The organism is Bradyrhizobium sp. AZCC 2262 (genome assembly GCF_036924535.1).
Lineage (GTDB): Bacteria > Pseudomonadota > Alphaproteobacteria > Rhizobiales > Xanthobacteraceae > Bradyrhizobium.
Genome location: NZ_JAZHRT010000001.1, coordinates 2,451,080 through 2,477,789, shown reverse-complemented (window position 1 = coordinate 2,477,789; position 26,710 = coordinate 2,451,080). Strand labels below are relative to the sequence as shown.

Annotated in this window: 26 protein-coding genes and 3 pseudogenes; 9 read left to right on the top strand and 20 right to left on the bottom strand. The window is 58.2% G+C overall.

Going from position 1 to position 26,710, the window contains the following annotated elements:
* Positions 1–47 precede the first annotated feature (47 nt).
* From V1283_RS11620 to V1283_RS11610, 3 genes are all read right to left on the bottom strand, one after another.
* Positions 48–458 (bottom strand): tautomerase family protein, encoded by a 411-nt coding sequence (locus tag V1283_RS11620; protein ID WP_334386629.1) that lies wholly within the window; start codon positions 456–458, stop codon positions 48–50.
* Positions 459–1,589, bottom strand: coding sequence for a serine hydrolase domain-containing protein (locus V1283_RS11615; protein ID WP_334386628.1), 1,131 nt, complete (start codon positions 1,587–1,589; stop codon positions 459–461). It lies immediately after the preceding gene.
* Positions 1,590–1,767: 178 nt separating this feature from the next.
* Positions 1,768–2,739 carry a Bug family tripartite tricarboxylate transporter substrate binding protein gene (locus V1283_RS11610; protein ID WP_334386627.1) on the bottom strand — a complete coding sequence of 324 codons (972 nt, stop codon included), beginning with the start codon at positions 2,737–2,739 and terminating at the stop codon, positions 1,768–1,770.
* Positions 2,740–3,277: 538 nt separating this feature from the next.
* Here V1283_RS11610 and V1283_RS11605 point away from each other — a divergent pair.
* From V1283_RS11605 to V1283_RS11595, 3 genes are all read left to right on the top strand, one after another.
* A complete protein-coding gene (locus tag V1283_RS11605) occupies positions 3,278–4,537 on the top strand; it encodes an MBL fold metallo-hydrolase (RefSeq protein ID WP_334386626.1) in 1,260 nt (419 codons plus the stop codon).
* A 28-nt stretch (positions 4,538–4,565) separates the two neighbouring features.
* A complete protein-coding gene (locus V1283_RS11600; RefSeq protein ID WP_334386625.1) occupies positions 4,566–5,345 on the top strand; it encodes a hypothetical protein in 780 nt (259 codons plus the stop codon).
* Positions 5,346–5,553: 208 nt separating this feature from the next.
* Complete coding sequence (locus V1283_RS11595) at positions 5,554–5,859, top strand: hypothetical protein (protein WP_334386624.1); 306 nt, start codon at positions 5,554–5,556, stop codon at positions 5,857–5,859.
* Positions 5,860–5,864: 5 nt separating this feature from the next.
* Here V1283_RS11595 and V1283_RS11590 read toward each other — a convergent pair whose 3' ends face one another.
* From V1283_RS11590 to V1283_RS11580, 3 genes are all read right to left on the bottom strand, one after another.
* Complete coding sequence (locus V1283_RS11590; RefSeq protein WP_334386623.1) at positions 5,865–7,127, bottom strand: hypothetical protein; 1,263 nt, start codon at positions 7,125–7,127, stop codon at positions 5,865–5,867.
* A 236-nt stretch (positions 7,128–7,363) separates the two neighbouring features.
* The gene (locus V1283_RS11585; protein ID WP_334386622.1) at positions 7,364–7,798 is read right to left on the bottom strand and encodes a hypothetical protein; all 435 of its coding nucleotides are present in this window, start codon (positions 7,796–7,798) and stop codon (positions 7,364–7,366) included.
* A 394-nt stretch (positions 7,799–8,192) separates the two neighbouring features.
* A complete protein-coding gene (locus V1283_RS11580; protein ID WP_334386621.1) occupies positions 8,193–9,206 on the bottom strand; it encodes an NADP-dependent oxidoreductase in 1,014 nt (337 codons plus the stop codon).
* 255 nt (positions 9,207–9,461) lie between these two features.
* Between V1283_RS11580 and V1283_RS11575 the strand changes: the two genes are divergently transcribed.
* The 6 genes from V1283_RS11575 (at position 9,462) to V1283_RS44655 (ending at position 15,147) form a co-directional block, all read left to right on the top strand.
* Positions 9,462–10,403, top strand: a complete 942-nt coding sequence (locus tag V1283_RS11575) for a GlxA family transcriptional regulator (protein WP_334386620.1) — start codon at positions 9,462–9,464, stop codon at positions 10,401–10,403.
* A gap of 282 nt (positions 10,404–10,685) precedes the next feature.
* Positions 10,686–11,714 carry an MBL fold metallo-hydrolase gene (locus V1283_RS11570; RefSeq protein ID WP_334386619.1) on the top strand — a complete coding sequence of 343 codons (1,029 nt, stop codon included), beginning with the start codon at positions 10,686–10,688 and terminating at the stop codon, positions 11,712–11,714.
* Positions 11,715–13,309: 1,595 nt separating this feature from the next.
* Entirely contained in the window at positions 13,310–13,726 is a 417-nt protein-coding gene (locus tag V1283_RS11565) for a hypothetical protein (protein ID WP_334386618.1), read from the top strand.
* Entirely contained in the window at positions 13,630–14,154 is a 525-nt protein-coding gene (locus V1283_RS44660; RefSeq protein WP_442895729.1) for an SGNH/GDSL hydrolase family protein, read from the top strand. The genes V1283_RS11565 and V1283_RS44660 overlap by 97 nt, the downstream gene beginning before the upstream one ends.
* 75 nt (positions 14,155–14,229) lie before the next feature.
* Positions 14,230–14,754, top strand: a complete 525-nt coding sequence (locus V1283_RS11560; RefSeq protein WP_334386617.1) for a pyridoxamine 5'-phosphate oxidase family protein — start codon at positions 14,230–14,232, stop codon at positions 14,752–14,754.
* A 150-nt stretch (positions 14,755–14,904) separates the two neighbouring features.
* Positions 14,905–15,147: a tyrosine-type recombinase/integrase gene (locus V1283_RS44655; RefSeq protein WP_442895728.1), complete on the top strand. Its 243-nt coding sequence runs from the start codon at positions 14,905–14,907 to the stop codon at positions 15,145–15,147.
* An 825-nt stretch (positions 15,148–15,972) separates the two neighbouring features.
* On the opposite strand, the pseudogene V1283_RS44650 reads toward V1283_RS44655, so the two are convergent.
* From V1283_RS44650 to V1283_RS11495, 14 genes and pseudogenes are all read right to left on the bottom strand, one after another.
* Positions 15,973–16,306 (bottom strand): annotated as a pseudogene (locus tag V1283_RS44650) (hypothetical protein).
* Positions 16,307–16,370: 64 nt separating this feature from the next.
* Positions 16,371–16,592: a hypothetical protein gene (locus V1283_RS11550; protein ID WP_334386615.1), complete on the bottom strand. Its 222-nt coding sequence runs from the start codon at positions 16,590–16,592 to the stop codon at positions 16,371–16,373.
* Positions 16,593–17,135: 543 nt separating this feature from the next.
* A complete protein-coding gene (locus V1283_RS11545) occupies positions 17,136–17,345 on the bottom strand; it encodes a hypothetical protein (RefSeq protein WP_334386614.1) in 210 nt (69 codons plus the stop codon).
* A complete protein-coding gene (locus tag V1283_RS11540; protein ID WP_334386613.1) occupies positions 17,342–17,521 on the bottom strand; it encodes a hypothetical protein in 180 nt (59 codons plus the stop codon). Before V1283_RS11540 ends, V1283_RS11545 begins: the two co-directional genes overlap by 4 nt.
* Before the next feature lie 145 nt (positions 17,522–17,666).
* Complete coding sequence (locus tag V1283_RS11535) at positions 17,667–17,885, bottom strand: hypothetical protein (RefSeq protein ID WP_334386612.1); 219 nt, start codon at positions 17,883–17,885, stop codon at positions 17,667–17,669.
* Positions 17,886–18,887: 1,002 nt separating this feature from the next.
* Positions 18,888–19,505 (bottom strand): cytochrome b, encoded by a 618-nt coding sequence (locus V1283_RS11530; RefSeq protein ID WP_334386611.1) that lies wholly within the window; start codon positions 19,503–19,505, stop codon positions 18,888–18,890.
* A 516-nt stretch (positions 19,506–20,021) separates the two neighbouring features.
* A pseudogene (locus V1283_RS44645) lies at positions 20,022–20,258 on the bottom strand (haloacid dehalogenase type II); the annotation flags it as partial.
* A 323-nt stretch (positions 20,259–20,581) separates the two neighbouring features.
* Positions 20,582–21,217 (bottom strand): hypothetical protein, encoded by a 636-nt coding sequence (locus tag V1283_RS11525; RefSeq protein ID WP_334386610.1) that lies wholly within the window; start codon positions 21,215–21,217, stop codon positions 20,582–20,584.
* Positions 21,205–21,447, bottom strand: coding sequence for a hypothetical protein (locus tag V1283_RS11520; RefSeq protein WP_334386609.1), 243 nt, complete (start codon positions 21,445–21,447; stop codon positions 21,205–21,207). Before V1283_RS11520 ends, V1283_RS11525 begins: the two co-directional genes overlap by 13 nt.
* Before the next feature lie 71 nt (positions 21,448–21,518).
* Entirely contained in the window at positions 21,519–22,634 is a 1,116-nt protein-coding gene (locus V1283_RS11515) for an SDR family oxidoreductase (RefSeq protein WP_334386608.1), read from the bottom strand.
* Between the two features lie 46 nt (positions 22,635–22,680).
* Positions 22,681–23,622 (bottom strand): D-2-hydroxyacid dehydrogenase family protein, encoded by a 942-nt coding sequence (locus tag V1283_RS11510; RefSeq protein ID WP_334386607.1) that lies wholly within the window; start codon positions 23,620–23,622, stop codon positions 22,681–22,683.
* Between the two features lie 13 nt (positions 23,623–23,635).
* Complete coding sequence (locus tag V1283_RS11505) at positions 23,636–24,460, bottom strand: alpha/beta fold hydrolase (RefSeq protein WP_334386606.1); 825 nt, start codon at positions 24,458–24,460, stop codon at positions 23,636–23,638.
* Positions 24,461–24,473: 13 nt separating this feature from the next.
* Positions 24,474–24,927, bottom strand: a pseudogene (locus V1283_RS11500) (2,4'-dihydroxyacetophenone dioxygenase family protein).
* Between the two features lie 424 nt (positions 24,928–25,351).
* Entirely contained in the window at positions 25,352–26,350 is a 999-nt protein-coding gene (locus tag V1283_RS11495) for an AraC family transcriptional regulator (RefSeq protein ID WP_334386605.1), read from the bottom strand.
* Positions 26,351–26,710: the final 360 nt, after the last annotated feature.

Here is a 26,710-nt window from a genome sequence, read left to right as displayed (position 1 = left end):
CGAACATGGCGTTGCCACCGTTTCGGACACGGCATGCCTGTCCGGCGCTACCTGACCCAAGGCATGGCAAGATCGATATCGGAGATCAGCTTGCCGCGACCAAAGCTCATGTTCTCGAGCGGAACCGCGTACATGAGGAGATTGACGTCATCCTCGCCTAAGCCGACCTTCTCGACGGCATAGCGGCTGATGAGTTCGGCGAGCTTACGCTTCTGTTCGGTCGTCCGGCTGGTACCGAAAGTTACTGTCACGATGATCCGTCGCTCCGACCGCTGCAGACCAGGGAAGGTCGGGTGGATGAAGAGTTCGTCTTCACCGTGCTCGCTGATGATGATGAAACGATCGTCCATGGGTGTGCCGAGCGCTTCGTGGAGAGCAAGGTTGAGCGCATCGGCAAGAGCGCGCTTTTCCTGGCTTGTGAACCTCTTTGCGGGGATATGTGCGTGGAACGTGGGCATCTAATCCACCACCGACGAAATGATCAGATCCGCGATGCGTTGCGATCGTTTTCGCGCGCCGTAGAGCTGTGGATAGCCGCATACGAGGTGAACGAACGTCAACTCGCGCTTGGGATCCACGCAAAACAATTGCCCTCCGAAGCCAGACCCGGCAAAAGTCCGGGGTGAACTGAGCGTACCCATGTTCGTAACGAAAATTCCCTCGCCACCAACATAGAGTGAAAGGCCGATGTTGGCCGGGAACGCATCGGTATGGTCCCGCTCGGCCGCCACCATGAACAGGCCGTGAAGCTTGCTGCCGGACTGGATTGTCGTCGCGGCCTCTATGATCGCTGGAGAAAGAACGCGCACATCATCGATTTTGCCCGCAAGTCGCAGCATCTCAGCAAACCGAAACTGGTCGTATGCCGTCGAGAAAGCGCCCCCGGCGAGAAAATCAACTTCGGCGCAGATTTCCGCGATTTGCTCAATATCATGTGCCGGAAGCGCGTCGGGTGAGTCGTCCCGTACGGCAATCGGAGCCAATCGCTTGGCGAGGTCACTTCGCCCTTTCAACGACAACGCCGTGTCAATCATTCCGGTGGGTTGAAAGAGCTCCTCGGCCATAATCTGATGGATGGGTCGCTTTTTCTCATCCAGCCTCCGCATGACCTCGCCGAGAATCGCGTGCGCCGCTCCGGCGTGGTAGTTTGCCACCCCTTCCGGCGCTGGCTCGAGCGGTAGCTCGCAAATTCGGGCGACATATGCTTCGTTACCGTCGCGCCACTGCTCCACCGGGTGCTGCATCGGCAGACCGGCCTGATGACTCAGAGCCTCCCGAACGGTCACCCGCTCCTTGCCATTCTTGCCAAACTCCGGGATCACTTCCGCGATCCGCGTGGTCAACGCAACCTGGCCTCGATCAATGAACCGAAAGAGTGCGGCGGCCGTCAGTTGCTTCGTGAGCGACATGATCGGCAGGACGTCGTTGATTTTTGCTTTCCGGCCGCTGCGCTTGTCCGAGTAACCAATCGCTTCATGCATGACGATACGACCGCCGCGGGCGACCAGGACCACAGAGCCGTCGGACACCCACTTCTCAATATCGGTTTCGATCGATCTTCGAAGCAAGATGAGCTTCGATTCGTCCATGCCAACCTCCGACGGCGGGCAGAAGAATGTCATGACCGTTCCTCTAGAGCTGTGGCCTTCACCAGACGTATCCTTCCGCGGTGCTTCCATGGCTTGCTCGATGGAAAAACATCCGAATCTCTTCCGGGATGCCCTCAAGCGTCAGACCAGTCAGCACGACAACTGCACTACTCGCTGGTCATGTTAGCCATGCGGCTACTTCCCCAAGGCGGACGTACTCCGCCTGGGTCAGTTCGGCCAACTCGTCAGCTGAGGAACCGTTGGGTGAGAATCCCGAGGCTGTCAGCTTGCCTTTGACTTCGGGGTCGGCCAAAGCTGCGGTGATCGCCTTGTTCAGCGTTTCAACTACCTGCTTCGACAGATTTGCTGGTCCATAAACACCAAACCAGGGATCTATCGCGTATCCCTTGAGCCCGGTTTCCGCCAGAGTCGGAACGTCAGGCAAGAACGCGGATCTGGCGGCTCCTGTCACCGCAAGGGCGCGAATCTTGCCCGCCTGAATATGCGGAAGCGAAGCGGGCAGGTTGTCGAACATCACCTCAATGGTTCCGCTGAGCATATCTGTCAGCGCTGGCGAACTGCCCCTGTAAGGTACGTGGACCAACTCAGCCCCCGTCATCTGGGTGAACAGGACACCGGCAAGGTTCATCGATGTCCCTATCCCCGGCGTTCCATATGGCATCCCTGGATTCTTCCTAGCAGCGGCCACCAGGTCGGAAACTGATTTGATCGGCGAAGTCGCAGAAACCTCCAGAACGATCGTGGATGTGCCCAGCTTACTGATGGGCGTAAAGTCCTTACGTGGGTCGAATGCCATCGACTTGTAGATGTGAGGATTTAGCGCATTCGTCGAAATGGCGCCCAACCCGATGGTGTAGCCGTCAGGCGAAGCCTTCGCCACGCTATCCATCCCGATGTTGCCACCCGCGCCTCCCTTGTTCTCAATGACCACCGGCTGCTTGAGAACTTCAGATATTTTCTGCCCGACTGAACGCGCAACAAGGTCGGTCGTCCCGCCCGCCGCATAAGGCACAATGAAACGGATCAGCTTGTTGGGATAGTCAGCTGCACGAACGTCGCGCCCGAGGAAAACGCAGGCGGCAACGATCAGCAGCCCCAAGAACGGGTGAGTTCTTCGCTCGCGCGCCACCGTGACATCTCCAAACCCAATTCAATATGGTCGAACGTATTATTCATCGACGCACGAAGGTTAGTTCGACGAACTCGCGCGAACAGGTCAAATACACCTCGATTCCGGACATTCACTTCGGCCCTGCCTTTACAACCGTCGGCACCATCCAATACGGACTACGTTCGTACATATTGAACGGCTTGAGCGAACAACACAGCCAGGTGCTTCACGCAATCATGGCTACGAAAAACGTTCGAGGAGACCGACTTATGAATGGGATCCAGATATGTTACGCGATCGCACGTCGTAGATTTGGCGTGCGATCTCGTCTCCAACGAAGCATCGGACGGCTGCTCTGCCTCGCTTGGACCGCGTGTACGATTGGCGCACCTACATTTGCGGCTCCGGCAGATGCAGACGCCGTCATTCAGCGAGCCCAGTCGACGCTTGGCGGCGCAAACGTGAAGACAATTACTTTTACCGGGGCCGGCTCCGGAGGCCTGTTCGGGCAAGCCTACGAGCTAATCTGGTATGGCCAAAGCTGACGATTCCCCTGATGACGCGCGTGCTTGACTTCGAGGCCGGGCCCTTCCGCGAAGACTCTATTCGCAGCCGTGCGGAAGTCCGCGGTGGCGGGGGAAATCCCCCGTTCGGTGAGGGCGATGCAGCCTCTGTCGGCTTTATGCGTGAGCGCTTCTCATGGACGACGATCGGAACATTCGTGGGGCCTGCGTCAGGCTCCTACGAAACGCGCGTTCACGATCTTTGGACGTCATCGCCGCAGGGCGCAATTCTCGCCGCAAAACGGTTTAACGCAGTCGCGGATGCGGTCAGCAAAGGCGGACAAGCATACTCAACACTGAGCTTCAGCATCCCCAAGGTCATGGAGGCAGTTGTCTGGGTCGACATGAACGGCCTCGTGACGGAGATCGCCGCAAAAATACCCAATCCTGTCATGGGTGATATGGAGATACTCACCCTGTTTGAAGACTATCGCGAGACATCGGGCATCAAATTTCCTCTACGTATCCGACAAACACAAGGCGGAAGCGAATTCTTCGATATCGCAGTTCGTGACGTTCGTCTCGATCTTCCGTCTGACACCGAAGTGCCGCCTGCGATACAGACGCCAGCCGCGAGACCTTCCTTGATCGTCGAAAAGATCGCAGATGGTGTCTGGTTCCTGAGAGGTGTCACGCACAATAGCGTCGCCATCGAAATGGCTGATCACATCCTCCTGGTGGAAGCGCCGCTCTCCGACGGCTTCGCGACGCAACTGTTCGCGAAGGCAAACGGGCTGGTGCCCGGGAAAACCGTCCGCAGTGTGGTCGTTACGCACCATCATTTCGACCACACAGGGGGCCTGAGATACGCCGCCAGCCAAGACGCAACCTTGTTCGTCAGTGCGATCGCGAAGCCGTATTATGAGCGGGTGCTGATGAATCCAAATCGCATCGCACCGGACAGCCTCGCGCAAAGCGGGAAAACACCAAGAATCGTCGGCGTCGGTACACGGCACGTATTTTCCGACCCTATGCGGACGGTCGAAGTTCACGAGATTCCCGACAGCCTGCATGCGCGCGGCTTCGTCATGGTCTACCTGCCGCAAGAGAAGATTCTGATTGAAGGGGACCCCTTCCACATTCGACCGCAGGACAACATGCTCCGCCCACTTCCTGTCGCTACGGAGATGAACCTCATCGAGAACATCCAACGGCTGAGACTCAGTGTGGACCGGATCCTGCCTCTCCATGGAAGGGCTTCCTCGATGGAAGAACTCAATGCCCGTTCCGGGAAACCCGGGCGTTCTCGATAGGGCAACGACGAAATGGGAGCCAATTAACATGAGATCGTTACAGTCTGTTCACGCGGCGTCGCGCCTCGCTATCCTGTCGGTCGCGATGCTGCTCGCGCCTGAAGCAGCTTTCGCCGCCGAACGGCTATCTGGCACCAATATCGATAAACGAACAACGGTCGCTTTCCGGGCTTCTGATGCAGTCATCGGCAAGCTCATGCCGAAAGGATGGGTCTCGAATCCCATCGCGACGGGCCCCCTCAAGGGAGCCAACGCTACCGTCGTTCTTATTGATTCTTACTTTGCATCTGATGCCGACGAAAAGCCCCGTCCACCATTCTCTGGTTTTGTACTGGCCTTGCCGGCAAGGAAGCAGGAAACGGAGATTGCCGGTAACTTGATCGTCTTCGGCATAACGACGAAAGAACAGGCCCCTGGAGCCTATGCCGTATACGTTAGTGGAAAAGCTGCCATCGAACGCACTTCCAAACTGTCCAACGGGGAAATGATCATCCGGGAGAACTGGCAGCTGACTTCCGATGACGGCAACGAATTGCAAGTTAACGTTCAGTTCAAACGTAGCTTGGCATCGCGGAGCAAGACAGACGCTCGCACCCGGTCCGGTACGAATCCAGACTATTATCGCATCTACCGGGTTGATCAGGCGACCGAGATCGTTCGCAGCGCGGCGGAAAGCGTCGATCGAGCCGAAGCATTCATTTTTCGTGCTTCGGGACCTAAGTTGACCGAGATCTTTGACGGAACGGAGCAACTGGTCGGGATAATCTCCACACCTGTCTACTCCAGAACCGTCTCATTGCCGGATTGAGCATTTTTTGCCGGCGATCCATGAGAGCCCTTAAGGCGGGCCTATGGATATTGCCAATCGTGACAGCCCAGAAAGAACGCCCCCTTATCGCGACATGCTCGTACCTCACACCGTGACAAGATTATCGCCGCCGGAGTCAGCGTCTTTGAGAGCCATGGCAATCACGGCTCCAACGTTCGCGATATCGCCGCCGAGGCTGAGCGTGCCCATGGGCAGTTTCAGAAGCCACTTTCGTTCGAAGGAGCTGTTCGCGCTCATCGTGATCGACCGAAACTTCGGGAGACTGAGGGAAGCTTTCGACATCACCCTGCTTGACTCGACGAAACCCGCTATGCCGATCAGCGACGCTCATCTCGACCGCCCCGGAAGCGTCAGGCGGCTGCGCCGTAGTACAACTCTGCCGACGCAGCGTTTCGGCTACCTCAAACAACGGAACTTGTGTGGTCATTCACGTCGTCTCATGCTGCGACCTGCCCTCGATGCGCGTCCAACCATGCGCCGCGAAAGCGATTGACGACGTTAGTGCAGCGTCTGTGACGCGGGAGACGGCACATCGGGTATCCATGCGCGCTTGAGAATCTGCAGGATTTCGCAAGGTCGGATCATGTAGCCTTCCTTCCCGTTCCGTGGGTAATATTCGCTTGGCTTCGATCGAACAATGAGCGGAAGCGCTGTGATCCCCAGGATGTGACCTGTAGGCAGGATTTCGGCGGGATCGCGCCAGAGCGCGTCAGGACCGAGCAGATTGACGCGACTACTCGACCGTTTGCTGTTGTCGCAAATTAGGTTTGTGTACCGCTGTTCGGACGCTCCTGGATCACGCAGCGTCTCGATCGCTGCTTTTAGCATGAGTTCGACATAAGCGGCGCCCGCCTCGCTTCGAAGCGTGTGCGTTCCGGCGGCCAGAAGTTCCGTGAGAATGTGACCCGAAGAATTCGGCTGGTCTAATCCTATGGCGACCAATCCTGCGAGTGCATCAAAGCTCTTGACTGGATGGTCCGACGCGGAAAGTTTCTTGAGATACTTTTCGACAACCGCTTCCCCGAACGCCACCGCTGATTTGACCGCAGCCGCCATCAGCCAAAGAGTGCGCTCCCTCGAAAGGGTAAATGTCGGGCTCCAAGTCCGCCATTCAAACGACATCGCCATCTGGGTCAGCCAAGGCCTGGCACCGGTACTTGAGGCGACCGTGAGGAGATGCCCCATTGTATGCAGGACGCTCCAATAGCCGATCAGTCGAGAATCCCGGTCGGCAGACGAGACGCCGTCTGCCAGGATCGGTCGACGTATGTTGTCGAGGAGAATACCGGCATTGGTGAAGTATTGATAGGCCACCACTTCGATGACAGGCGCCCAACTTGTGATCTCTGCAATGCGGGGGCCTGTGAGCGGAATGCCGTGGTCGAAGACAGGCGCCAACAGCTCCCATGCCGTCGTTTGTGCTTTGCAGCGCTCGCTTGCTACCAGCAGTTCGCGCCAAAAGTCATCATGGCCATCGATCAGATCGTTCACGTCCAATCGATGTGCTCCGATCGGAAGATCGCGGACGACTTTCATCGGTCCATCGTGGCCGATCGCTAGCCAAACGCGAGCGTCCGGCGGTTGCACGAACAACTTTTGAGTCTCGGCGATCGGTGAGCCCAAAGCACGCAGACGACGACGCAGGCCCAGATCGCGATCGACAGCGATGCAAAACGTTAGGCGCGTCACGAGTTCGTCGGCCGCCACCATCATGCTGTGCTGGACATCAGAAAATGAAGGCGATGCGTCGTCCTGGGTCATGGTTGGTTCTCGGGACTTGTTGCCGCCTCCTTGGGGTAATCGAGACACTGGGCCCGACCGCTAGACGGCCAGCTATCGCGCGAATCTAGAGTTCTCCGGCTTCGGAGCGAATGTCATATTCACCACGGTTTGGGACATGATGGTCCGCCACCTGCGAATTTCGGGGGTGCGGGTGACCGTCACTTCGCCGGTCCTGCGCAGATGCGGGCGACCGCTTATTTCGCGGGCCAAGTGATCTAGGCATCGTCCGACGAAACGAATCGTCGATACCATGGTTCTGAGATGACACTGACGCATTTGTCACGCTGCATCAGTCCACCTACCCCGGACATTTCGTTGAGAATTCCAAGTGATGAGAGCCTATCGACCCCGTCGGGACGACTCAGAATTAGTTCGACACCCTTTTCGACGTGATATCTGCGAAAGAAGCTCGGATCAGGCCCGCCATAGACCTTCATTTCCGAATGAACCGTCTGGATTCTCGTAGGCGCATAGGCAAGATCGACGCCCAACACCGCGGCGCCCAGCATGGAAAGCCGCCAGTCTTCCGCGCAGCGGGCATTTCCTTCAACGCCCTGCAAGTGCGCTTGCTGACGAGCGACTTCGGCCAGTACGGAATTCTTGTAGGGGCCAGGCAGGCTCTTCGCATTGGCGCTGAAACTGTGCAGCACGCATGTCGCGTGCTCCCCGGTAGATCGGTTACGCATGCCCACTGTTATGAGTGCGCCGACATCTCTTTCGCCCGGTGTCTCTTGGCGGTTGTCGCCAATTATCGACGTAAGCAGGCGAGCCCGAAACGTCAGAGTCATCGTGGCCCCGCGCGTGGGGCCAGCCGCCGTTTCGGTGCTCGTCCAACCAGATGGCAGTAGAGGGTCGATGCTGCTGGTGGCCACCGCGAACGTCAACTGGAGCCTGCTCTCAACGTCAAATTCGGTGGTCCGGCTTGGCATTGTGTCACATAATCTCCAAGGGTTCCGCAGCGACGCTACCGGACAATACCTAGTGCACGCTCTTCGCGATGGGGTAATGGGTCGACTTCGTTGCTCTTGGCTTTCTTCGTCGCAGTCAGCTCACCTTGATCAGAAGCTTGCCGAAGTTGCGCCCCTCCAGCATCCCGATGAAGGCCTCTGGAGCATTTTCCAAACCGGAAACGACATCCTCACGATATTTGATCCGGCCAGAAGCGACTTTGGGCGCGAGCTCCTTGATGAATTCATCGTAATACTCTTCGACGAATTCAAAATTGATGTATCCGCGAATCTGAAGACTGCGCCTCACCACGGCGATCATTGTTTGTGAGAGCAAGCCTTCTTCCGCAGGCCCTTGGCCGTTGTAGTAGGCGATCATGCCGCAGGCGGGCACCCGCGCGTAGCGGTTAAGAAGAGGAAGGACAGCCTGCCAGATCGGTCCACCTACGTTCTCGAAATAGACATCGATGCCGTCCGGACATAGTTCCGCAAGTTGCTCTGCCATCTTGTCGTCGCGGTGATCGAGAACCCCGTCGAACTTGAGTTCGTCGCGCAAATAAGCGCATTTTTCAGGTCCGCCCGCTATACCGATGGCGCGAGCGCCCGCGAGTTGCGCAAGCTGACCTACCAACGAACCGACGGGCCCGGTCGCTGCAGCGACGACCACGGTCTCGCCGGACTTCGGCCGCCCGATCACCTTCATCCCGGAATAGGCAGTAAAGCCCGGCATGCCCAAAACGCCTAGTGCCGTCGTAAGGGGACTGCCTCCCGTATCAACCCGTTTCAGATCCGAAGCTACGACGGCAGCGTGCGTGCGCCAGCCGATCCGCCCCTGCACCAGATCTCCCGCGCGATAGTCCGCGTGCCTGGATTCCAGAACGGTCGCGACAACTTCGCCCTCCATGACCCCGCCGATACTGACAGGCGGCGAATACGATTTCGCGTCGTTCATCCGGCCGCGCATGTAAGGATCGAGCGACAAATATTGTGTACCCAGCAGGACCTGACCGTCCAAAGGCTTCGGTATTTCCCCTCTCTCAATCCGGAAATTTTGAGACGTGGGTGGGCCGCTCGGTCGTGAGGCGAGGACGATTTGCGAATAGCTATCCACGAAATTCTCCCGATTGTTCTTGTATGGACATGACGTCGACGGATTTCTACGCGCGTCCGGCCCTGGCACGAAGGTCGGATAGGCCTCGATTCGAGCCATTCGTTTCGCGCCGGTTGGTTTGGGCCCAGGCCGATACGGCAAAGGCCCCATGTCCTAAATGGTGGCATTTATGACATTGGAGGACCGATCGACGCGACCTAGGCCTAAATCATCCAGACTGCACTTTTTGGGACATCACAGTCCTGGGAGGCGTGAATGCAACGAATTGGATTCATCGTTTATCCAGGCTTCCAGGTGATCGGGCTCGCTTCCTCGACCGTCTTCGAGATCGCCAACATCGCCAACGGAGCGCCGATCTATCAAGTCGACATACTTTCCGAGGATGGCGGCAAGGTTCAGGGGTCCGCGGCTGTGGCCGTAGACAGCCAGCCCTTCGGACGTCGCCACTACGATACGCTGATCGTTTGCGGTGGGACCGAAGTGCCGAAGCCATCGCCCAAGCTGGCGGCCTACTTGCGGGCCAAGCTGCAATCTTCGCGACGGATCGCATCGATATGCACGGGCGCGTTCGTTCTGGCGGAGGCCGGCTTGCTGAACGGACGGCACGCGACCACACACTGGCTCCTGGCGCGCGAGCTTCAGACTCGCTTTCCCACGGTGACCGTCGAGGAAGATCGCATATTCGTCGTTGATGGACCGATCTGGACATCTGCAGGGATGACGGCCGGCATTGATCTGGGGCTTTCGATGCTTGAGAAAGATGCTGGCGCCGAATTGGCGCGGGCGGTGGCGCGAAAGCTGGTGATATTCCATCGGCGCGCGGGCGGACAATCTCAGCATTCCTCGCTGCTCGAACTTGAGCCGAAGTCCGACCGCATCCAGGCGGCGCTCACCTATGCCAGCAAGAACCTGCGCAACGCCTTGACTGTAGAGCAACTGGCCGAAGCTGCTCGGCTGAGCCCTCGGCAGTTTAGCCGGTCCTTTCGCGCGGAGACCGGCCAATCACCAGCCAAGGCAGTTGAAAATCTTCGCGTAGAGGCGGCAAGGCTGATGCTGGAGCAAAGTGCACATCCGATCGACGTGGTGGCGCGCGAAACGGGCTTTGCAGACCGGGAACGAATGCGCCGTGCCTTTCTGCGCGCGTTCGGCCAGCCACCGCGAACCATCCGAAGAAATGCTGAGCCCCTCGATCAATAGATGCCGGCAAAGGCCGAGGCCCATGGTTGAGCCGGTTGGCACAAATGGTGGCATATTCGACCTTTAGGAAGTGACGCTCTCGGATCATTGTGGCTGCCGACGCAGTCATCGCTTCTGCACTTTGGATTGGGCCTCCCGACGTCACTTCTGCGGCAAGGTACGCCGACTGCATTGTTCGATCGTGACGCCCGCCGCCAGAGTGCAAGAACAAGCTGCGGCACGACTGTCGTCGCATTCACCCGAATCGCTCTCTAGCGTCCACTCTTGTTGCACGAGACAAAAATGACCAAGCCTTCATTGACCTTTGACCGCCGCACTCTACTGAGTGTCGCTACTGGAGTCGCCACCTCCGCTGCAGCATTGTCGTCAATGCTGCCCGGGAAGAGCAGAGCCGAAACCGGAGGGCAAGCCGATACATCGCAGACTAACGGTAGCGGCTTCTATCGCTTCAAGGTCGGTGACTTCCAGGCCACCGTGATCTCCGACGGGTTTGGCGAAGTCCCGCTCCAACCGATTTTCGCTCCCAATGCGTCTGAAGCGGAGTTTAAGGCCGCGCTCAAGGCCAACTTCATAGTGCCCATGGCTCAAGGCACCAGCAACATTCTTGTGGTCGACACGGGGCGCGAACGCATCCTCATCGACAGTGGCTGGGGAGAGAAGCTTGGCCCGGCCTTCGGCAATTTCCCGAAACTTCAAACCAACCTTCAGCGCGCCGGAATTGCCCCCGACAGCATCGATCTCGTGGTCGTGTCGCATGGGCACCTCGACCATATCGGCGGTCTCGTTACCAAGTCCGGCGTGCCCGCCTTCCCCAAGGCTACTTTCGTGTTCGTGGACACCGAGTGGAATTACTGGACGGGTAAACAGTTCGAGGCAGAGGTGGCGAAATCGCCGATGCCCGATGCGTTCAAGCAAGGCATTGTGTCCGCCGCAAAGGATAACCTTCCTCCGATAGCCTCCAGATCCCGCTTCGTGAAGCAGGGTGGCGAAATTGCAACCGGCGTGAACTATGTTTCGGCGCCAGGCCATTCTCCCGCACACGCAGCGATTCTCTTCACCTCCAAGAACGAGCAGTTCCTGCACATGGCGGATGTCGTCCACAACCCGGTCACCAGCCTTCAGCACCCGGAATGGAGACCGGTTTTCGACTACGACCCTGTTCTGGCGATCAAGACGCGCAGGTCGATCCTGGATCGTGTTGCATCCGATCGACTCCTGGCGATGGGATATCATTTTCCGTTCCCGGCTCTCGGACATGTGGTGAGGCAAGGCCAGGCCTACCGGTGGGTGCCGATCAATTGGATCTGGTGATCCGAGGGGCATCGATGCAACACGCCATCGTGAAACTGAGGAGGATCTCGGAACGATCGTTCTTAGAAATCCTCCCCAAAACCGTCTCTCACAACAATTCTTCCAAGAATTGCGAGACGGCATGTCAGACCTGCCGCGGCTGCTGATCCTGTGCAGATAGTGGTCCCTAGACAGAGCAATCACTAAGGATCGCCTCCGCCGATCTCGCCCGCACCTGGCATATCGCCGACGGTCTCCACTCCAGCGCGTCCACATCAATTCAAGAAGACTGCCGGCAGCTACAAGTGGTCGAGAAGGCTTGTTTAGACGTCGGCCGGTGAGCACGGCGTTCAAAAGCGTGCTAAATCGCGCTAAATAGTAGAGTAGCGTAGAAAATCGGAGCGGGTGAAGCGCTCCGTCTCAAATTTTTCTTTCTATTTTTCTAAGTAATACCAATAACTTACGTTTGAGGGCAATTTTCATTGTTGGACGTTTTGTTGGACGTTTCATTGCACAGCCCGTCGCCGCTCAGTCGTGTGCCACTCAAAAGCGATTCCGCCTCTATGGAAATCCGTGAACTATTGGTGGCAACGCCTGTATCAGCAAAACGGCGCTTCCGCCCAACACGCTGGCACCCACGACGAGCAGGGACAGGACACGCTCCCAAAGCATCTTGTTGCTCGCGACGTCGTTCGAGTTTGGCATTAGTGTGCACCCGCATTTTCCCGTGCGACGAAGACGTCATAGACTGAGTCGCTTGGCTGCCGAGCGCCGAAATTTGCCGGAAAATTAACCCATGATTCACCGACTCGGGCGCCCTGCCCGATTCATATTGGTGTCGGTTGGGACCTCGTGAGGTTCGCTTCTGATCCGGCGCCCTATGTGGACGCTAAGCGGACTGCAGGTAACTATCGGCACCTTGCAAAGATGATGAGCCAGCTGGGTTGGGCTGCGGTTCGCGTCCGCGACTTTAACGGCCGTGGTTACAAGGAACAGATTAGAGGATACGTGCGCGACGCACGTGTCCGTTAGTGCGGCCTGGTTCTCGAATTACCGCCCTCGGTAAGCGTCGAACGTGCAGGCCGCATTATGCCCTGGTAGCAAGGTAACAGGGTCGCACGTCGGGCGAGGCAGATGTCCGTCTCCTAACTTGCGGCCCCCTCGTCCTCGGATCCCATGATGGAAGGGCCTGTGTGCCAATTCCGGAGAGAAGCACGTGCCCGCAGGTGACACCCATACCGTGAAGGTAGAAACAGTCTGAAAGTGCTTGACCTCAACCGGCCGATTAGAGAAGCGACCAAGCTGGCTCGGCACTGCAAAGTCGCGACGGGCTACTTCCAGGCTCATGCAACGCAGCAAGGGGCAACATCATTCGATCACCTCGAGGGAGCCAGAGTATTGGCGGTATCGTTGGTCCGAGGTTTTGGCAGTCTTCTGGGGCGATTAGTGGTTGATGCCGACGATGTTCATGACCCGTGCCCGACGAAGGGCAAGACTGACCCGACGTACGTCCTACTGATCGTTTGCAATTCGCGGAGCAAGTCCACTGGAAGTGCGACTGAAAAGGCCTGCCTCGGCAACTCGCGGCAGTCACGCAGAGCGTTCTTCGGCAGCGCATGGTTGCGCTGCCGGCGCAGGCGGAGATCGACGAAAGCCTAAAGCAATCGATCGAGATCTCCTTCGAGAGCGAATATCCAAAACTCGATGCGCTCTACAAAAATGGCGACGGTCCGACCATCATGGTGCGCACCGAGCTTGACGCGCTGCCGATGGAGGAGAAGACCGGCCTGCCCATTCCGCTCTTGCGCTCCCGATTGTCTAGGAACGTCGATTCGCGCTCGCGCCGCGACAACGGGCTGCAAAAATTGCCCTGCGAGAATTGGCAATTTTATTATATTGCTTTCAGTTGCATCATTGTTATCAGGAGACGCTTGTCATGGCCTCATCTGCGCTTGATTGCTGCAACACGCCACCCGAGCTCTGCAAACTTGGGGTGCATCTCCCCAACTTGGCAAAAGCGTTACGTGAACTAGATGCGTTTAACGTCGTTGCCATAGGCTCATCATCGACCGCGGGTGAAGGGGCTAGCCCACCCACATCTTATCCAAGCCGATTAAGCGCCGCACTCGCGTCAACTTTCTCGCGACCCAGGATTTATGTGCTCAATCTCGGTATTGGCGGCCAGGAGGCGCCCGACGAGGCCGCTAGATTTAAGACAGACGTAATCGCAAAGAATCCTTCCCTCGTAATTTGGCAGGTCGGTACAAACGCCGCCTGGAAGGATTATTTTCTAGAGGATGTTCAGGAGGGAATCTTCAGGGGTCTCAGACATCTTAGGGGAATTCTGACTGACATCATCCTTATGAATCCGCAGTATGCACCGGCGCTTCTGGACAGCAGTGAGCGAGCAAAACCCGCCACTGACAGGATGTTGAGTTTAAGCACGACCGACAATATCTAGGTATTGTTTCGTGGGCTGTTTTGATCTTCCATATTGATCGCGCGCGGCATAAGCGCGAGTTCGATGGAGGAAACGATGTCGGAAGGCTTCACGATAGCCAATTTTCGTAGTGTTGCTCACGGCCTGCAGGAGGGCCAGTTTGCGGTCGGCGAGCGCAAGAAGGCGTCGGGCCTGCGTGATCTCGATCCAAAGTACAAACGGTTGCTCGATGAGCCGGTCACTATGACTCTGGGTTTGATCGGTCCGGACGACCGGATCGGTCTCACGCCGATGTGGTTCGACTATGAGGGCGACAAGATCCTGGTAAACACCGCGTCGCATCGGCACAAGTGCGAATGGATCCGCAAGAATCCGCGCCTAACGATACTACTGGTCAATCCCAACAACCCCTACCACTGGGTGCAGATAAAGTGCACTGTGGAGAAGGAGATGCGGGAGTGGGAACCGGGCGGCGAATACGTGACCAAACAGCTCGACCGCATCTGGACCAAGTACACCGGCAAGCCTGGCCCCTATGCACTGCGCGATCCGAAGATCGATGAAAAGCGCGTCTTGTTTGTCTGCGGCATTGATCGGATTGCCACGTTCGGCGAACCGTGACTTGCGGCGCTAGAAAAGGACAAGACCACAAAGATACCATCCCGAGCTGCGCTGGCTGCGCCGGCTGCAGCGTGACCAGGAGCCGAAGTCTCCCCCTGTGTTCACATCCGAGCAGGGTTCGCCCTTCACGATGGCAGGCTTTGCGCGGGTGTGGTCGAGCGGGCGGGCAAGGAAGCGGGTTTTAAGGCGCACCCGCACATGCTGCGGCACGCCTGCGGTTTCGCGCTGGCTGCCAAGGGCCACGACACACGGGCTTTGCAGGCGTACCTGGGGCACAAGAATATCCAGCACACCGTTCGTTACACCGACCTGTCCCCAACCCGCTTCAAAAACGTTCTGGCGGGTCTGACGCCCAGGTCGGCCCCAGAGGTGGATCTTCGAATAGCACCATAGGAAGCATGCTCTTAGGGTCACCTGGGAGGGAAGTGCCGGGTTGGCGTGACGCTGGAATACCATCAAGCGCCCTTCACGACGCTCACTCCGTTCGGGATGCCTTTAGCGCTTTTGCGTTCAGCGTTGATAAGTATATGCGTACCGCAGCCTCGTGCTTATCATAAAGCACAAGCCAGCGCCGTTCGTTTAGCGAACGGCTATCGTTGGTCGGTGCAGGACTGAGACTCGAAATCAACTCGTCGAGACATTCGAACTCTCGAGTCTCGTCCAGGGTTAATCCGATGAGGATGCGGTTGCCATCGGAATCCAATACGTAGCTATCATCGCCACACGCCATAATGCACATATTCAATTGCGGGCGAGCCGATCAAGACCAGGTTCAACTTAACCTTGTTGTTCAAGGTTACTCCGCGCAATTGATTGCGCAATTTTGGAAAAATGTAATTAATCGCTCTGGTAGTTTGTCGCCGGAGCCGCACGCATAATGAAGTCAATAAAGTCAGAGGTAGTCGAAGAAATATGCCCGGCCTGCAACGGCACGGGCTTCCTGCCGGTTATTACCCGGCCTGCGCCCGGCAAAAGGATTTACCCTCCGCGCTGCACGAAGTGCGGCGGTAAGGGCAGGATAAGGTCGGGAGGTTGAAGACTAGAGTCCGCTATGGCCCGATAGCGACTAAATTCCACAGCGCAGCGAAATATTGCCGAACCGACGGGCCCCGCGAGCGACATAGCGTGCAGCGCCACGACGGACGAGGTCGCCAGACCGGAGTTTTGGTCTTACGGCCCAGTCAACAACCGGGAAGGTAACTGCGCCACAAGGAACTGTCATGCAACGGCTAATGCGCGGCGCTCGTCGGCTTCCAACGCGATCTTCTGAGCAAGCATTACGTCTCCAGGCACAAGATTGCCCGTCGGGACAAAGCACCAACCCATGGTGTCGGCCAGCATCGTCCAGCTCGACAACGTTGGCGCTTACGCCGCACTGGATACGATAGGACTTACCAGTGTTGCAGCCAACGACGTCAAAGGACTTGATGGTGTCAAACTGCGCCTTTTGCTTCGGCGACAACCACTCTCTTAGGAGAGTGTTGCCGCGCGCTGCCCTACCTTCGTATTGCGCTTGGCGCCAGCTCTGCGCGAGCTGGACCAGGCGGATTATGTGATGGATCGGGCGCACAACGCAGGTTGCAGCCGTCTTCAACAACCCGATAGCCATGGATCAATCAGCCGCCGACCAAACGGGGAAAGAAAACAGTTTCCTCTGCATTGGGATCGAAAGACCGGACGAGTGACACTTCGCCGTTTGCATTTCGAACCGCAGCCGTAAAGCCTGCTCCCGTCAGCGCCTTGAAGCGACGCTCCGCGTCGGACAGAGCTTTCACATCCTTTGCATCGAAGTGATGACGGGTGTCGCCTGATTGGTCCATCACAATCTGCGTAGCCATAGGAAAATCTCCGCAGTTCGGGTTCTCTTCCTGCCCGAACGAACTTTAGTCGAAAGGCTGCGAGAAGCGTGTTCAAAATTGCGGCATTCGAGGCTGCGACATTGGCGGTGCGGAGGGTGAAGAACGGATCACCCAGTACACACCCGATACGAGGCGACGAATTGCGAGCATTGCGTCGGCTGCAGTGGCAATCGCGGAGTCGGGCCGACGGAGAAAATGCGCGCGCGCTCTAGAGCGGTGCTGCAAACGACAGGGGACAGCGTAGTCACCAATTAAAGCCGCCGAGACGATCATCCTGCACATGACTAAGGGTGCGGCACCGGTCGGTGATCCCGGGACCGGGTGCGACGCTGCGTGTGATGGGCACTCCGCGACGCCCCCAGCCCCTCCGATCCTCCGAGCATTGACCAAACCTCGGACAGACCGTCCGTCAGCGCTACATCCGTCAAGCGAAAGTAACGTCCTCAGATGAGGCAATACGCGATACCGACATTCGGCGCCGATCGGATTGGCCGCGAACTCTCGAGGAAGCCACTTTCCACCCTAAACTCGCCTGCCATCCCGTTTGCCGATCACGCAGCGCCATGCCGCCAGGCGCTCGGCGGGATGCTCCTTCATCCACTCCGCGAGCTGCGGCGCGCCCATCAGGCAGGATTGCATTGAGACCTCAGCAAAGTCCGAGGTGGTGACGGTCTGCTCGTGGCAGTTTGCCGGAGAGGAGAGACCGCAGAGCACGGCGATGATCTTGATCACGACAGGAGAACCCCGTCGCTACGATGGGCACTGGGGCCGCTAACCCGTACCTTGTTCTGTTTCTCGCTGACTGAATCAGCCGGCGGGAAGATGCTGTCGTATATCGCGCGGGCTTCTCGAATTAGTCGGGCTCGCTCGCGCTCAGACTTTGTAACAAATCGAATAATTTCGCCCAAATTCGCTCCAGACATTGGAGAAGGAGTTCGCAGTTAGAGAACTTCCGCCAGATAAACATCTCACCTTGATTTAGGGCCGCGCGCCGGGCATCCCAACGTTCACCGCATTTCTTCCGCAGGTTGGGCTGTGATGCTGCCCATGAGGTCATGTACGCCACTCGCCTTCAGCGTTCGCAGCCGATCGAGCGAATGCTTTGGCCGCGTCAACATGCGAGGCTTTCTCAGCTCGCCGCTGGTAGTCGTCGGCAAGGGCCTTAAGCTGACCCGCAACCGCTTGGTCGGTCATGGTTTTGGCAGCGCGAAGCAAAGTCTCTGCTGTTTTTAAGTACTCCTTGCCTCGTTGTGAGATCTGCTGAAATGTCATAGGGCCCTCGCGCGTTTCTCTGTCGCTTGGTCTAAGGCGATTTGGTGCCAGGGCAGCCAATTCCGGTCACTTGCCCGGCGAGCTCTGAACCGATCGACGCACTTCTTCGAACAAAGGGGGGCTCGCCACGAGTAATACCGGACGAGACCAAACTTGCCATCACAAACTGCGCATCGCGCGGCTCTGCCACCTATGAGACTTTCGGAGCGGTTCAGCATTGCAGTCTCCTCTTGGCATTATCGTCGCTGTTCGTCGATCAACCTTCTTTCACCGTCGCACTTCATGAGCCCGTGCGCTTTTCCAACTCATCCAGCCTAAGACGATCGCTTTCACCGACACAATTGAACGTGGGTACTCGTCGGGCATCCAAGGTGGTCACGGAACGATACGAAGGTTTATGGCACTCGAAAGCCGACCACTTCTCCATGCGAGACTTCGATTAGCTCGACGATGTAGGCGATCGTGCTCTCCACATAGAACACACCCAAAGCGATCTTGATCATTCGTGACCTGTTTGGAGGGAAAATGCGGTTTCGCTCCCCCCTTCGAGAGAGGCAAATCGTAGCGTCGTCGCATTCACTGAGATCGCGGCAAATCATGCGGTCTGTCATACTGCCTTATCTGGTGACGCGCGGCTTCGTGGAAGGTCGCAATCTCGTCGTTGATGTTCGTGTGGGGACGAAGGAGCAAATGCCGGAGCTGGCGCAGGCTCTCGTTGGTTACAAGGCCGATGTCATCATCGCCGCATCCGATTGGGCGCTTCATGCGGCCGTGCAACGAACACGATCCCGATTGTCGCCGCACCAACAGGTACGCCCGGTTCGCGCCAGGCCCACCCGGGCCGCAACGTCACGGCGCCTGATCGCGCCCAACTTGAGGTCAAGGGCTTGTCCTTACTTCGTGAAGCATTGCCTTCGGTGCATCTAATTGCCGTGCTATCGAATCACCGCAGGGTTGTGAAAGCGGGCATAGGCTGCTGCTGAGGCTGGACTCTAGCTGGTCTCAGCATTTCTCCGTTCTTACGATGTTGCTCCCCGGCTTTTTCAGCCGGTGAGGTCGCGAATTCGCGGTCGGGTATGAATCCGATACCGATCCGGCGCGCTGTCCAAGGACTGGAATCATTCTGGCCAGAATGGTGTCCCGAAACACAAAATGGTGCAAAAGCGCCGCCGTCACGTGGAGAGAAATCAGCGCTAGAAGCGACCAAACAAAGAAAACATGAACGTGGTACGTCATCGCGCTGACCGGATGGCCGATGGAAAAGCTGGAGCCAAGACGATCGATGTTCGGCAGCCTAGGAACGGCCGTGCATCCCACCTCTGAGGCGACGATCCAGCCGGTCAGTGGCGTCAGCAACATCAAGGCGTAGAGCGTCCAATGCATGGCCTCTGCGACGAGCCTAGAAATGCGAGAGCCGCCGCTCTCCTCGTCGGGCCATGGCAACAGCGTCCGCAGGAAGAGCCTGACAACCACAAGACCCAGCACGGTGAGGCCGGCGTAGGCGTGCGCGACGAATGCCTCCTGGCGCGGACCATTCCCATAGCCGAAATACAGCGCTAGGATCATTGCCAAGGCTGCGGCCCAATGGGCGATGACCGAGGCGATATTGGGCCGTTTCAAATGTCGCACCATCGGTATCAATGAGTGTTTGGGGAGTGAATTGTGCAGCGATGATCGCATGCGATTTGACAAAAGCGGCCTGCCATCGATCGCGCTGCCCCGCCCGACCGAGACCCGGCCGCGACGGGTTAGTCCCGTATGCAGGCGGTCTTGCGGTCGAGATCGAACGGTTCTGGCGAATGTGCCGACCGGCCGTCGCCTCACACTAGGTTGCCTCTCTTCCTCCAAGCTTCTGGGCGAGCCATCGACAGTCAGCAATATAGTGCGGCTTATCGATCGGACGTTGCTTGAATTTGCTTGAATTTGCGCAAACTTCGCATGATTGAACTTTTCATTGGTCACGAGTTGACTAGGAGCCTCGCGAGAGCGCAACGGAGGATTTCGGCCCGCCGACGTAATGCCAGGCGGATTCTTCACGAAAGACAAGGCCCATGAACAACGCGCCTTCGGCAACAGCGCACGCCGTCAGTTCCAAACGGCTTCTTGCCCGCGCCGAGTTCGGCGCCAACAACCCCATCAACGCCAGAGCTTGATCAGTTGCGCGGCCACGCTCGGAAGATTTGGACCGACGGCTGCCGGCGCCGGCCACCCAGGCACCGCCAGTGCGGGCGACGGAGTATTGCCGGGTCTGACGATAAGCGCTGCCGGACAACCAACGTTCTGCGCCCCGAGATTATCCCACACATGGGTCGATACCATGCAAATCGCAGACGTCGGTACAAACAACTCCTCTGCGGCCATATGGTACAACTGCGGCGCCGGCTTGAAGGCCGCTCTCCACCGAGAGCCGCGTGCTGGCTGCCACGACTAGCGGCACCGCGAGACCGAGCGCATGGGGACAAGTGATGACCATCACCGTAACCATTCGTTCGAGACGGCTTTCGGCTGCTGGTCGACCTAACCAAGGGCGATCAGGCCGGGGCTATCGCGGCCGTCGAAAACGTGCTTGCCCGGTTGAAGGGTTGATCGGCATTCCTGGAGGAGAACCGATTCTAACCGGTCGACGCAACACAGGCGTTAAATCTCTCTGCTGGGGTTTCAAATTGCAAGGTCTCGCGACCCTGCTCGGTCCGGCTTCACTGCGTTTCTCCTTGCTGCCGATCCACACCTTGTGGAAAGAAAATGACGGCTTGGCCGTTGAGGCCGGGTAGCTTGACAACGGCACCGAGGCACTTCCCGGTTGCAAAATCAAAGGCCACCGCTTCGTCTTGGGTCACGCAGTAGAGCCGGCCTTGAGGCCCAAACCGCAACCCCCGCGGCTTCTGGAATCTCAAGTCATTGCGTGGCAGGAGAACACGGATGAGATGCCCGTCAGCACGATCATATTCTCGAATGGTCGCAACCGCATCCGCGGCACCGAACGGATGCTCGCTGCTCACGACGATGTTGCCGCTTGGCGCAATCGCAACATCGAGCGGACTGAGCTCCGGATCTCTCACCTTCCATGATGGCAGCATCCGGCGATCGGAATCGAACGCCAGAATGATGTTGTCGCCTTCCCCGCCCGGACCGATGCCGGATCCGAGAAACAGCGTGCCATCGGGGCCAAACGCGAAGCCGCGCGGAAACGGCACGACCTGCGGCGGCAGGATATATTCGCCCGCCCTGTCGAGCTGCTGCGCAAACGCCATGATGGTGCGCTCGCTGCGCAGGCCGACATAATAGCGGCCGTCCGGCCCAAAATTGCCGCCGCCCGGGTTCAGTCCCTCCACGGCTCTGCTTGCGCGTACGATCTGTCCGTTGCGGTCGAGCGCGAGAATCCATTTGAGCCGCTGTTGACGAAAAGCAGCCCGTCGACAGGGTCGATCCCAAGCCCGCGTGGGTCGGAAATGCGCGGATCGTCGCCGAACACGCCGATCGGCTTGCCGTCATCAGTGAAGGCAAGAATTTTTCCATGGCCTGCACCGTTTGCGCCAGCCGCGCTTGTGACGAGGAGAGTCATTTCAATCTCGGTAGGTGTTCAAGGCAAGACCCTTTGATTCTTCAGCCCATCCAAGGCCGCGATCATCCGGACTACTTCGCCGCTGGCGGCAGGAGCTTGTGGTCAATCAGAGACCGCAGCGCGTTGCGAAACGAGACCTCGGTATCAATTGTCTTCGTGAACCCGGCTTGGCGCAACTTGACGGTGCTCACAAAGGCCCGAGGTCCTTCCGGGGCGCCATAAGCGAATGCGAAATCCGCGTGCTGGTCCCCATGGCCAACCAACTGCCGCAGGTTCCGCGAGCGAAGATCGTACTTTGCGACGATCCGGTCCCAGACGTCCGCGTTTTCATCGAGGTAGACTGTCACGCTCGTTGGCATGTCCGGCCCGGTTTCGACGCCGAGGGTTTCGGCCATGGCTGGCCACACATTGCGCCACTCGAACACGTCGCCGTTCGTGATGTTGAACGCCTCGTTCGCCGCCCGAGGCGACTGTGCAGCCCAGACCATCACGTCCGCGACGAGGTCTGCATCGGCGGCTTCCCAAACGAACGACGGACCGCCGGGAAAGCCGAACGGTTCATCCTTCTCGCGCCGGATCGCCGCGTAGACGCCAATGGCGGGGATAACGTTCAATGCGCCTGGGGTCGGACCGGTGACGAGCTGGGGGCGCAGCGCCGTATAATTGAAGCCATGCTTGGCACCCATCTCACCCACATAGGCTTCCTGGTCGAAGAAGAAGTTCGGGTGATCTTTGCGGGCATCACGTTCGCGGGCCGGGATCGGGATCGGGTGCAGGTGCACGCCGTAGACCTTCGTTCCCTGCAAAATGCTGATGTGCTGGAAATTGGAGGCGGTACGCACGACTGGCTCCACCACGTTGCGCAGCATGGCGTTGTTGGTCTCGATCTGATCCTTGCTCGACCAGCCAGCGACCAGCTCGGGCTTCTCATGCAGGGCCGTGTAGGCAATGTGGGTGATGTCGGTCAGCGGCTCGAACGCGGCACGGGCCTTTCCCTCGTCCCGCAGATCGACGGATAGAAATTGGACGTCGCGGCCGCTGGGTAGCTCGGGCTTGCGGCGCGAGACGCCGACCACCTCCCAGCCCGCGGAAAGAAACTTCTCGATCGCGGCGACCCCCAGCAGGCCGCTTGCACCCGTGACCAGGACCTTGTTCCGACCGCTCTTTTTTCCGTTGCTCGCGCTCATGATTGGTACACCTCGTGTTGATGAGTAGATTGTTCGCCGCAGATGGCTATGCCGACGCTGCGCTGGCCTCGAGCCATTTCGCGATGCTGGCCGCGGCATCGCCGTAGAAGGTCCGATAAAGATCTTCGGTGACGTAGCCGATGTGAGGCGTTGCGAGGACGTTCTTAAGCTTCCGGAAGGGATGATCGGGAGGCAGCGGCTCCACGTCGAATACATCGACCGCGGCGCCGGCGATCCGCCGCGCCTGTAGCGCTTCGACCAGCGCCGCTTCGTCGACGATCGGACCGCGCGATGTGTTAACGAGTTTCGCCGTCGGCTTCATTAGGGCGAACTCGGGCGCCCCGATCAGGCCTTTGGTGCGACTGCTCAGGACGAGATGGACTGTCACGATGTCGGCCTCGCGGAACAACGTCTGCTTGTCCACGAGGGTGGCACCGGCGGCGCTTGATTTCTCCTCAGTAAGGTTCTGGCTCCAGGCGATCACCTTCATGCCGAACGCGAGGCCGATGCGCGCCACTTCTCTTCCGATGTTGCCCAGCCCGACAACGCCCAGGCTCTTACCCCTCAGATTTGCGCCGAGGCTCGTTTGCCATCCCCCTGCCTTGAGTGAGGCGGCTTCCCGGTCGATGCCCCGCATGCTGGCGAGAATCAGCGACCAGGTGAACTCGATGGTGGGTGCGGAGTCATAGCCGGTCGCCGTGACCGCGATACCGAGATCGGTCGCGGTCTGGCTGTTGATGGAGGCGTTTCGTAGTCCGGTCGACGCGATCAGCTTGAGGTTCGGGAGCTGCCGCAGGATCTCCCTCGTAAGCGGCGTGCGTTCGCGCATGACGCATATCGCGTCGAACGGCTGCAACCGTTCGACGACTGCCGACGCGTCGGCCACGTGGTCGTTGAACACGGTGATCTCGGCGTGCCGACGGACGCCCGACCAGTCGGCGAGCTGCAGCGCAACATTCTGGTAGTCGTCGAGGATCGCAACCTTCATTGGCTCCCCTCCTTCACTGCTTGCCGGCAAAGAACTTGCCTAGAGCTCCCGCTACGGCTTTAGGGTCGTTTTCCATCGGAATGTGTCCTGCCGACTTGATCCGGACGAGCCGCGTGTTCGGGATCTCGCGTGCATAGCGTTCGGCATAGTCGATCGTCTGAAATGGGTCGTCCTCGCCCCACACCAAGAGCTTCGGCGTCTTGGACCGCTGCAAAGCCGGCAGCATCTCCATGGTGTAGCGATGGTCCGCGGCGCCCGCGAGCGCCAGCCAAGAGCGGGCAACCCTCGGGTCTGTCCAGGGGTCGAGATATTCGGCGATCTCCGCCCCGCTTGCCGGACGCCCGAGCGCCTTTACGACGGACACGCGGCGCGCGGCCAGTACATCATCCCGAGTTGTCGCGGCGGCCACTGCCGGATCCCGGAAGCGGGCAACGCCGGGCACCGGCCATGAGTCGTACATGATGCCGTTCACTACCGCCGCACGCGGCACCTGCACCGCTCCTGCGAGCATAAGATGCTGCGCCACGCCTCCGCCGATGTCGTGGCCAGCGACCATGACCGGGCCGTTATGCCCGAGCGCATCTAGGAATTGCACGAGCCAAGCGGAGAGACGCGGGACCGAAGCCTCTCTTACGGTGAGCTCGCCTCCCGAGCGGCCGAAGCCGGGGAAATCGACCGCCACTGGGCGAAGGCCGGCCGCGGCGATGCCGTCGAGCACGGGCCGCCAGACACGGCTCCAATAGGTGCCATGAAGCAGGAGAACCAGGGAACCGCCCTTGCCGGCGGTCAGATAGCTGATCGGAACGCCGCCTACATCAACAGTCTCGCGTTTCGTCATCGGACGATCCTCTTCAATATTCCTTGCCGAGCCCGACGGCTTCATAGTGCCTGGTCGCATGCTCGAGCTTGGTGAAAACGTCTTCGTATCCGAGCGCTTCGCCGTAGGGATCAACGTAGGTGTATCCGCCGGTCACGTAAGACAGCGTGGCCATTTCCTTCACGTCGTCCGCAACGACCAGGGTGTGCGTCTCGCCCGGCGGCTCGAACGCGTAGTCACCCGGGAAGCGACCCAGTCATGTTCGAGGTAGCGCCATCTTCCGCGCGCAACGTAAAGGCATGCACCGGTCCGGAATGGCGGTGACGCGACAACACGCCCGAGGACCGGACCCGAAGGATGTTGATGTAGTAGCCTTGGCTCACATTCAGGACGAGCGGTCTGAAGGCGACGGTCGGCGACTGCGGGACCCATTCGCGCTCGTCTCCGTCAAGCTCCAGCGCAGAGCCAACGAATACATCCGGCGCCATGCCCGCGGGCTGGGGCTTTTGGTAAGCAATCTTGCTCTGATCGATGGACCGATGCTCGGCCGCCTGCTGTTGCTCCAACGAGGACTTCATCACAATCTTCTCCTCAATCATGTGGGATGACGTTTCGTCTCGTTCGCTAGGCCACCGACGCTCTGCCCGACATCTGTCCGAATCGGAATCTGCTTTCCTTCCTCCGTGACGGTGGGGCGGTTCGAATACGGCTAGCCTCTGGCATACGCCTGCTGCGTCTCGGTGCGCGCGACAGGCCTTCGTTCGTCGAATTCGTGCGAAGAACCTAAAGGAGACTTTCGCGATAGGTAGTTAGGTCGGTGGATTAGGGCTTATTCCGCCCCGGAATGAACATTTGGCCCAACCTAACTCAGGCTTAAGCAGCTCGCGCGAGGGGGTGACGCGTGTTGTCGCCCTATTTGAACTCCTTGCGATATTCGCTCGGTGTCCAGCCTGTATTCTTGCGAAAAGCCACGCTGAACGAGCTCGTTTGAGAGTAGCCAAGCGTAAACCCGATGTCAGTGATCGAGATTGATCGATCTGCCAAGAGCAGTTTGGCTTGTTCAACGCGCCTTTGTACGTGGTAATGATGCGGCGGAACCCCGAAAGATTGTTTGAAGGCCCGACAAAAATGGTGTTGGCTTAGACGGGCGAGTTGCGCAAGCGTACCGAGAGAAATTTGCTCGCCTAGATGTTCTTCAATATAGCCCACGACAGCGCGCTTTTGCCAAGAAGCAAGGCCTCCACGATTCAGGGACGTATCACGCGCAGCGCTATCGTCACAACGGGACAGCTCAATTGCGAGCACGCTAGAGAGAGCGGACAGGTAGAGCGTTCTCTTTGCTTGCCCATTCTCGATCGCACTCTTCAACTTGGCTGCGGTTTCCCAAACGACGGAGTCCTCAAAATGCATTCTCGCCGCATAGTCGTTTCCTCCATCGTTTCGGAGAACGGTTGGATCCAAATATAGAAACGTCAAGCGGGTGGACGCAGCCGTTTCAAACCACTCTCGATAGCCGCAGCCGGCCGGAACGAACGTGAGCTTGTTCGCAAAATTCCGAATCTTGGATGGCGCAAATCCGTCAATTGAAGTTTCTCCGTCCCGACGGGCTCCCTTATTGTACATTGCCAAGAGGTGAACAGGACCTTGAAATTGAAGTTCGATCCTCCTCCCAATCGTCGCATGTACGCTCTCCACGAACCAACCGGGACGACCCGTACCGAGACGCTTTACGAAATCGACCGGCGCAATTTGGACAGTGGGATGAGGAAACCTACCGCCACTTGACTGCCCGGATTTGATCCCGTCCGGCGGTCTGATCTGCTCCAAATCTCGAAAGTCAATTTCAGCTCGATCTGCACCACCATGTGGCGACTTCACCCTTCCGGGACTAACGCTCGGCGTGCTCGTCATCATCGATCTCACCTGCTGACTACTTCTTATGCAACATCCGAGATCATAGGCCCGAGGCTTCGCACCGCGCTATTCCGACCTAGGTTGCTCCCAGCTCCCGTTTGGTTTTAGTCACACAAACCAAGGTCCATCTTTGGCGCTTTCCCCGGAAATAGCCGTCGAGAGGCAAATTCCATTGTCAGTTTCTGGCTACGCCACCTCGATCGCTGGACAATTTATCAATGGGCGACACTGCAACCATGTCGCTAGGAAAAGCTATAGCTGCTACTCAAAATGGATTTCGGCGCGCGAAGTGACTGGAACCTGTCAGCATTTTTGGATGGCAACGGCACTGAGCCCATTCTAGCGGCGGGAGTATGT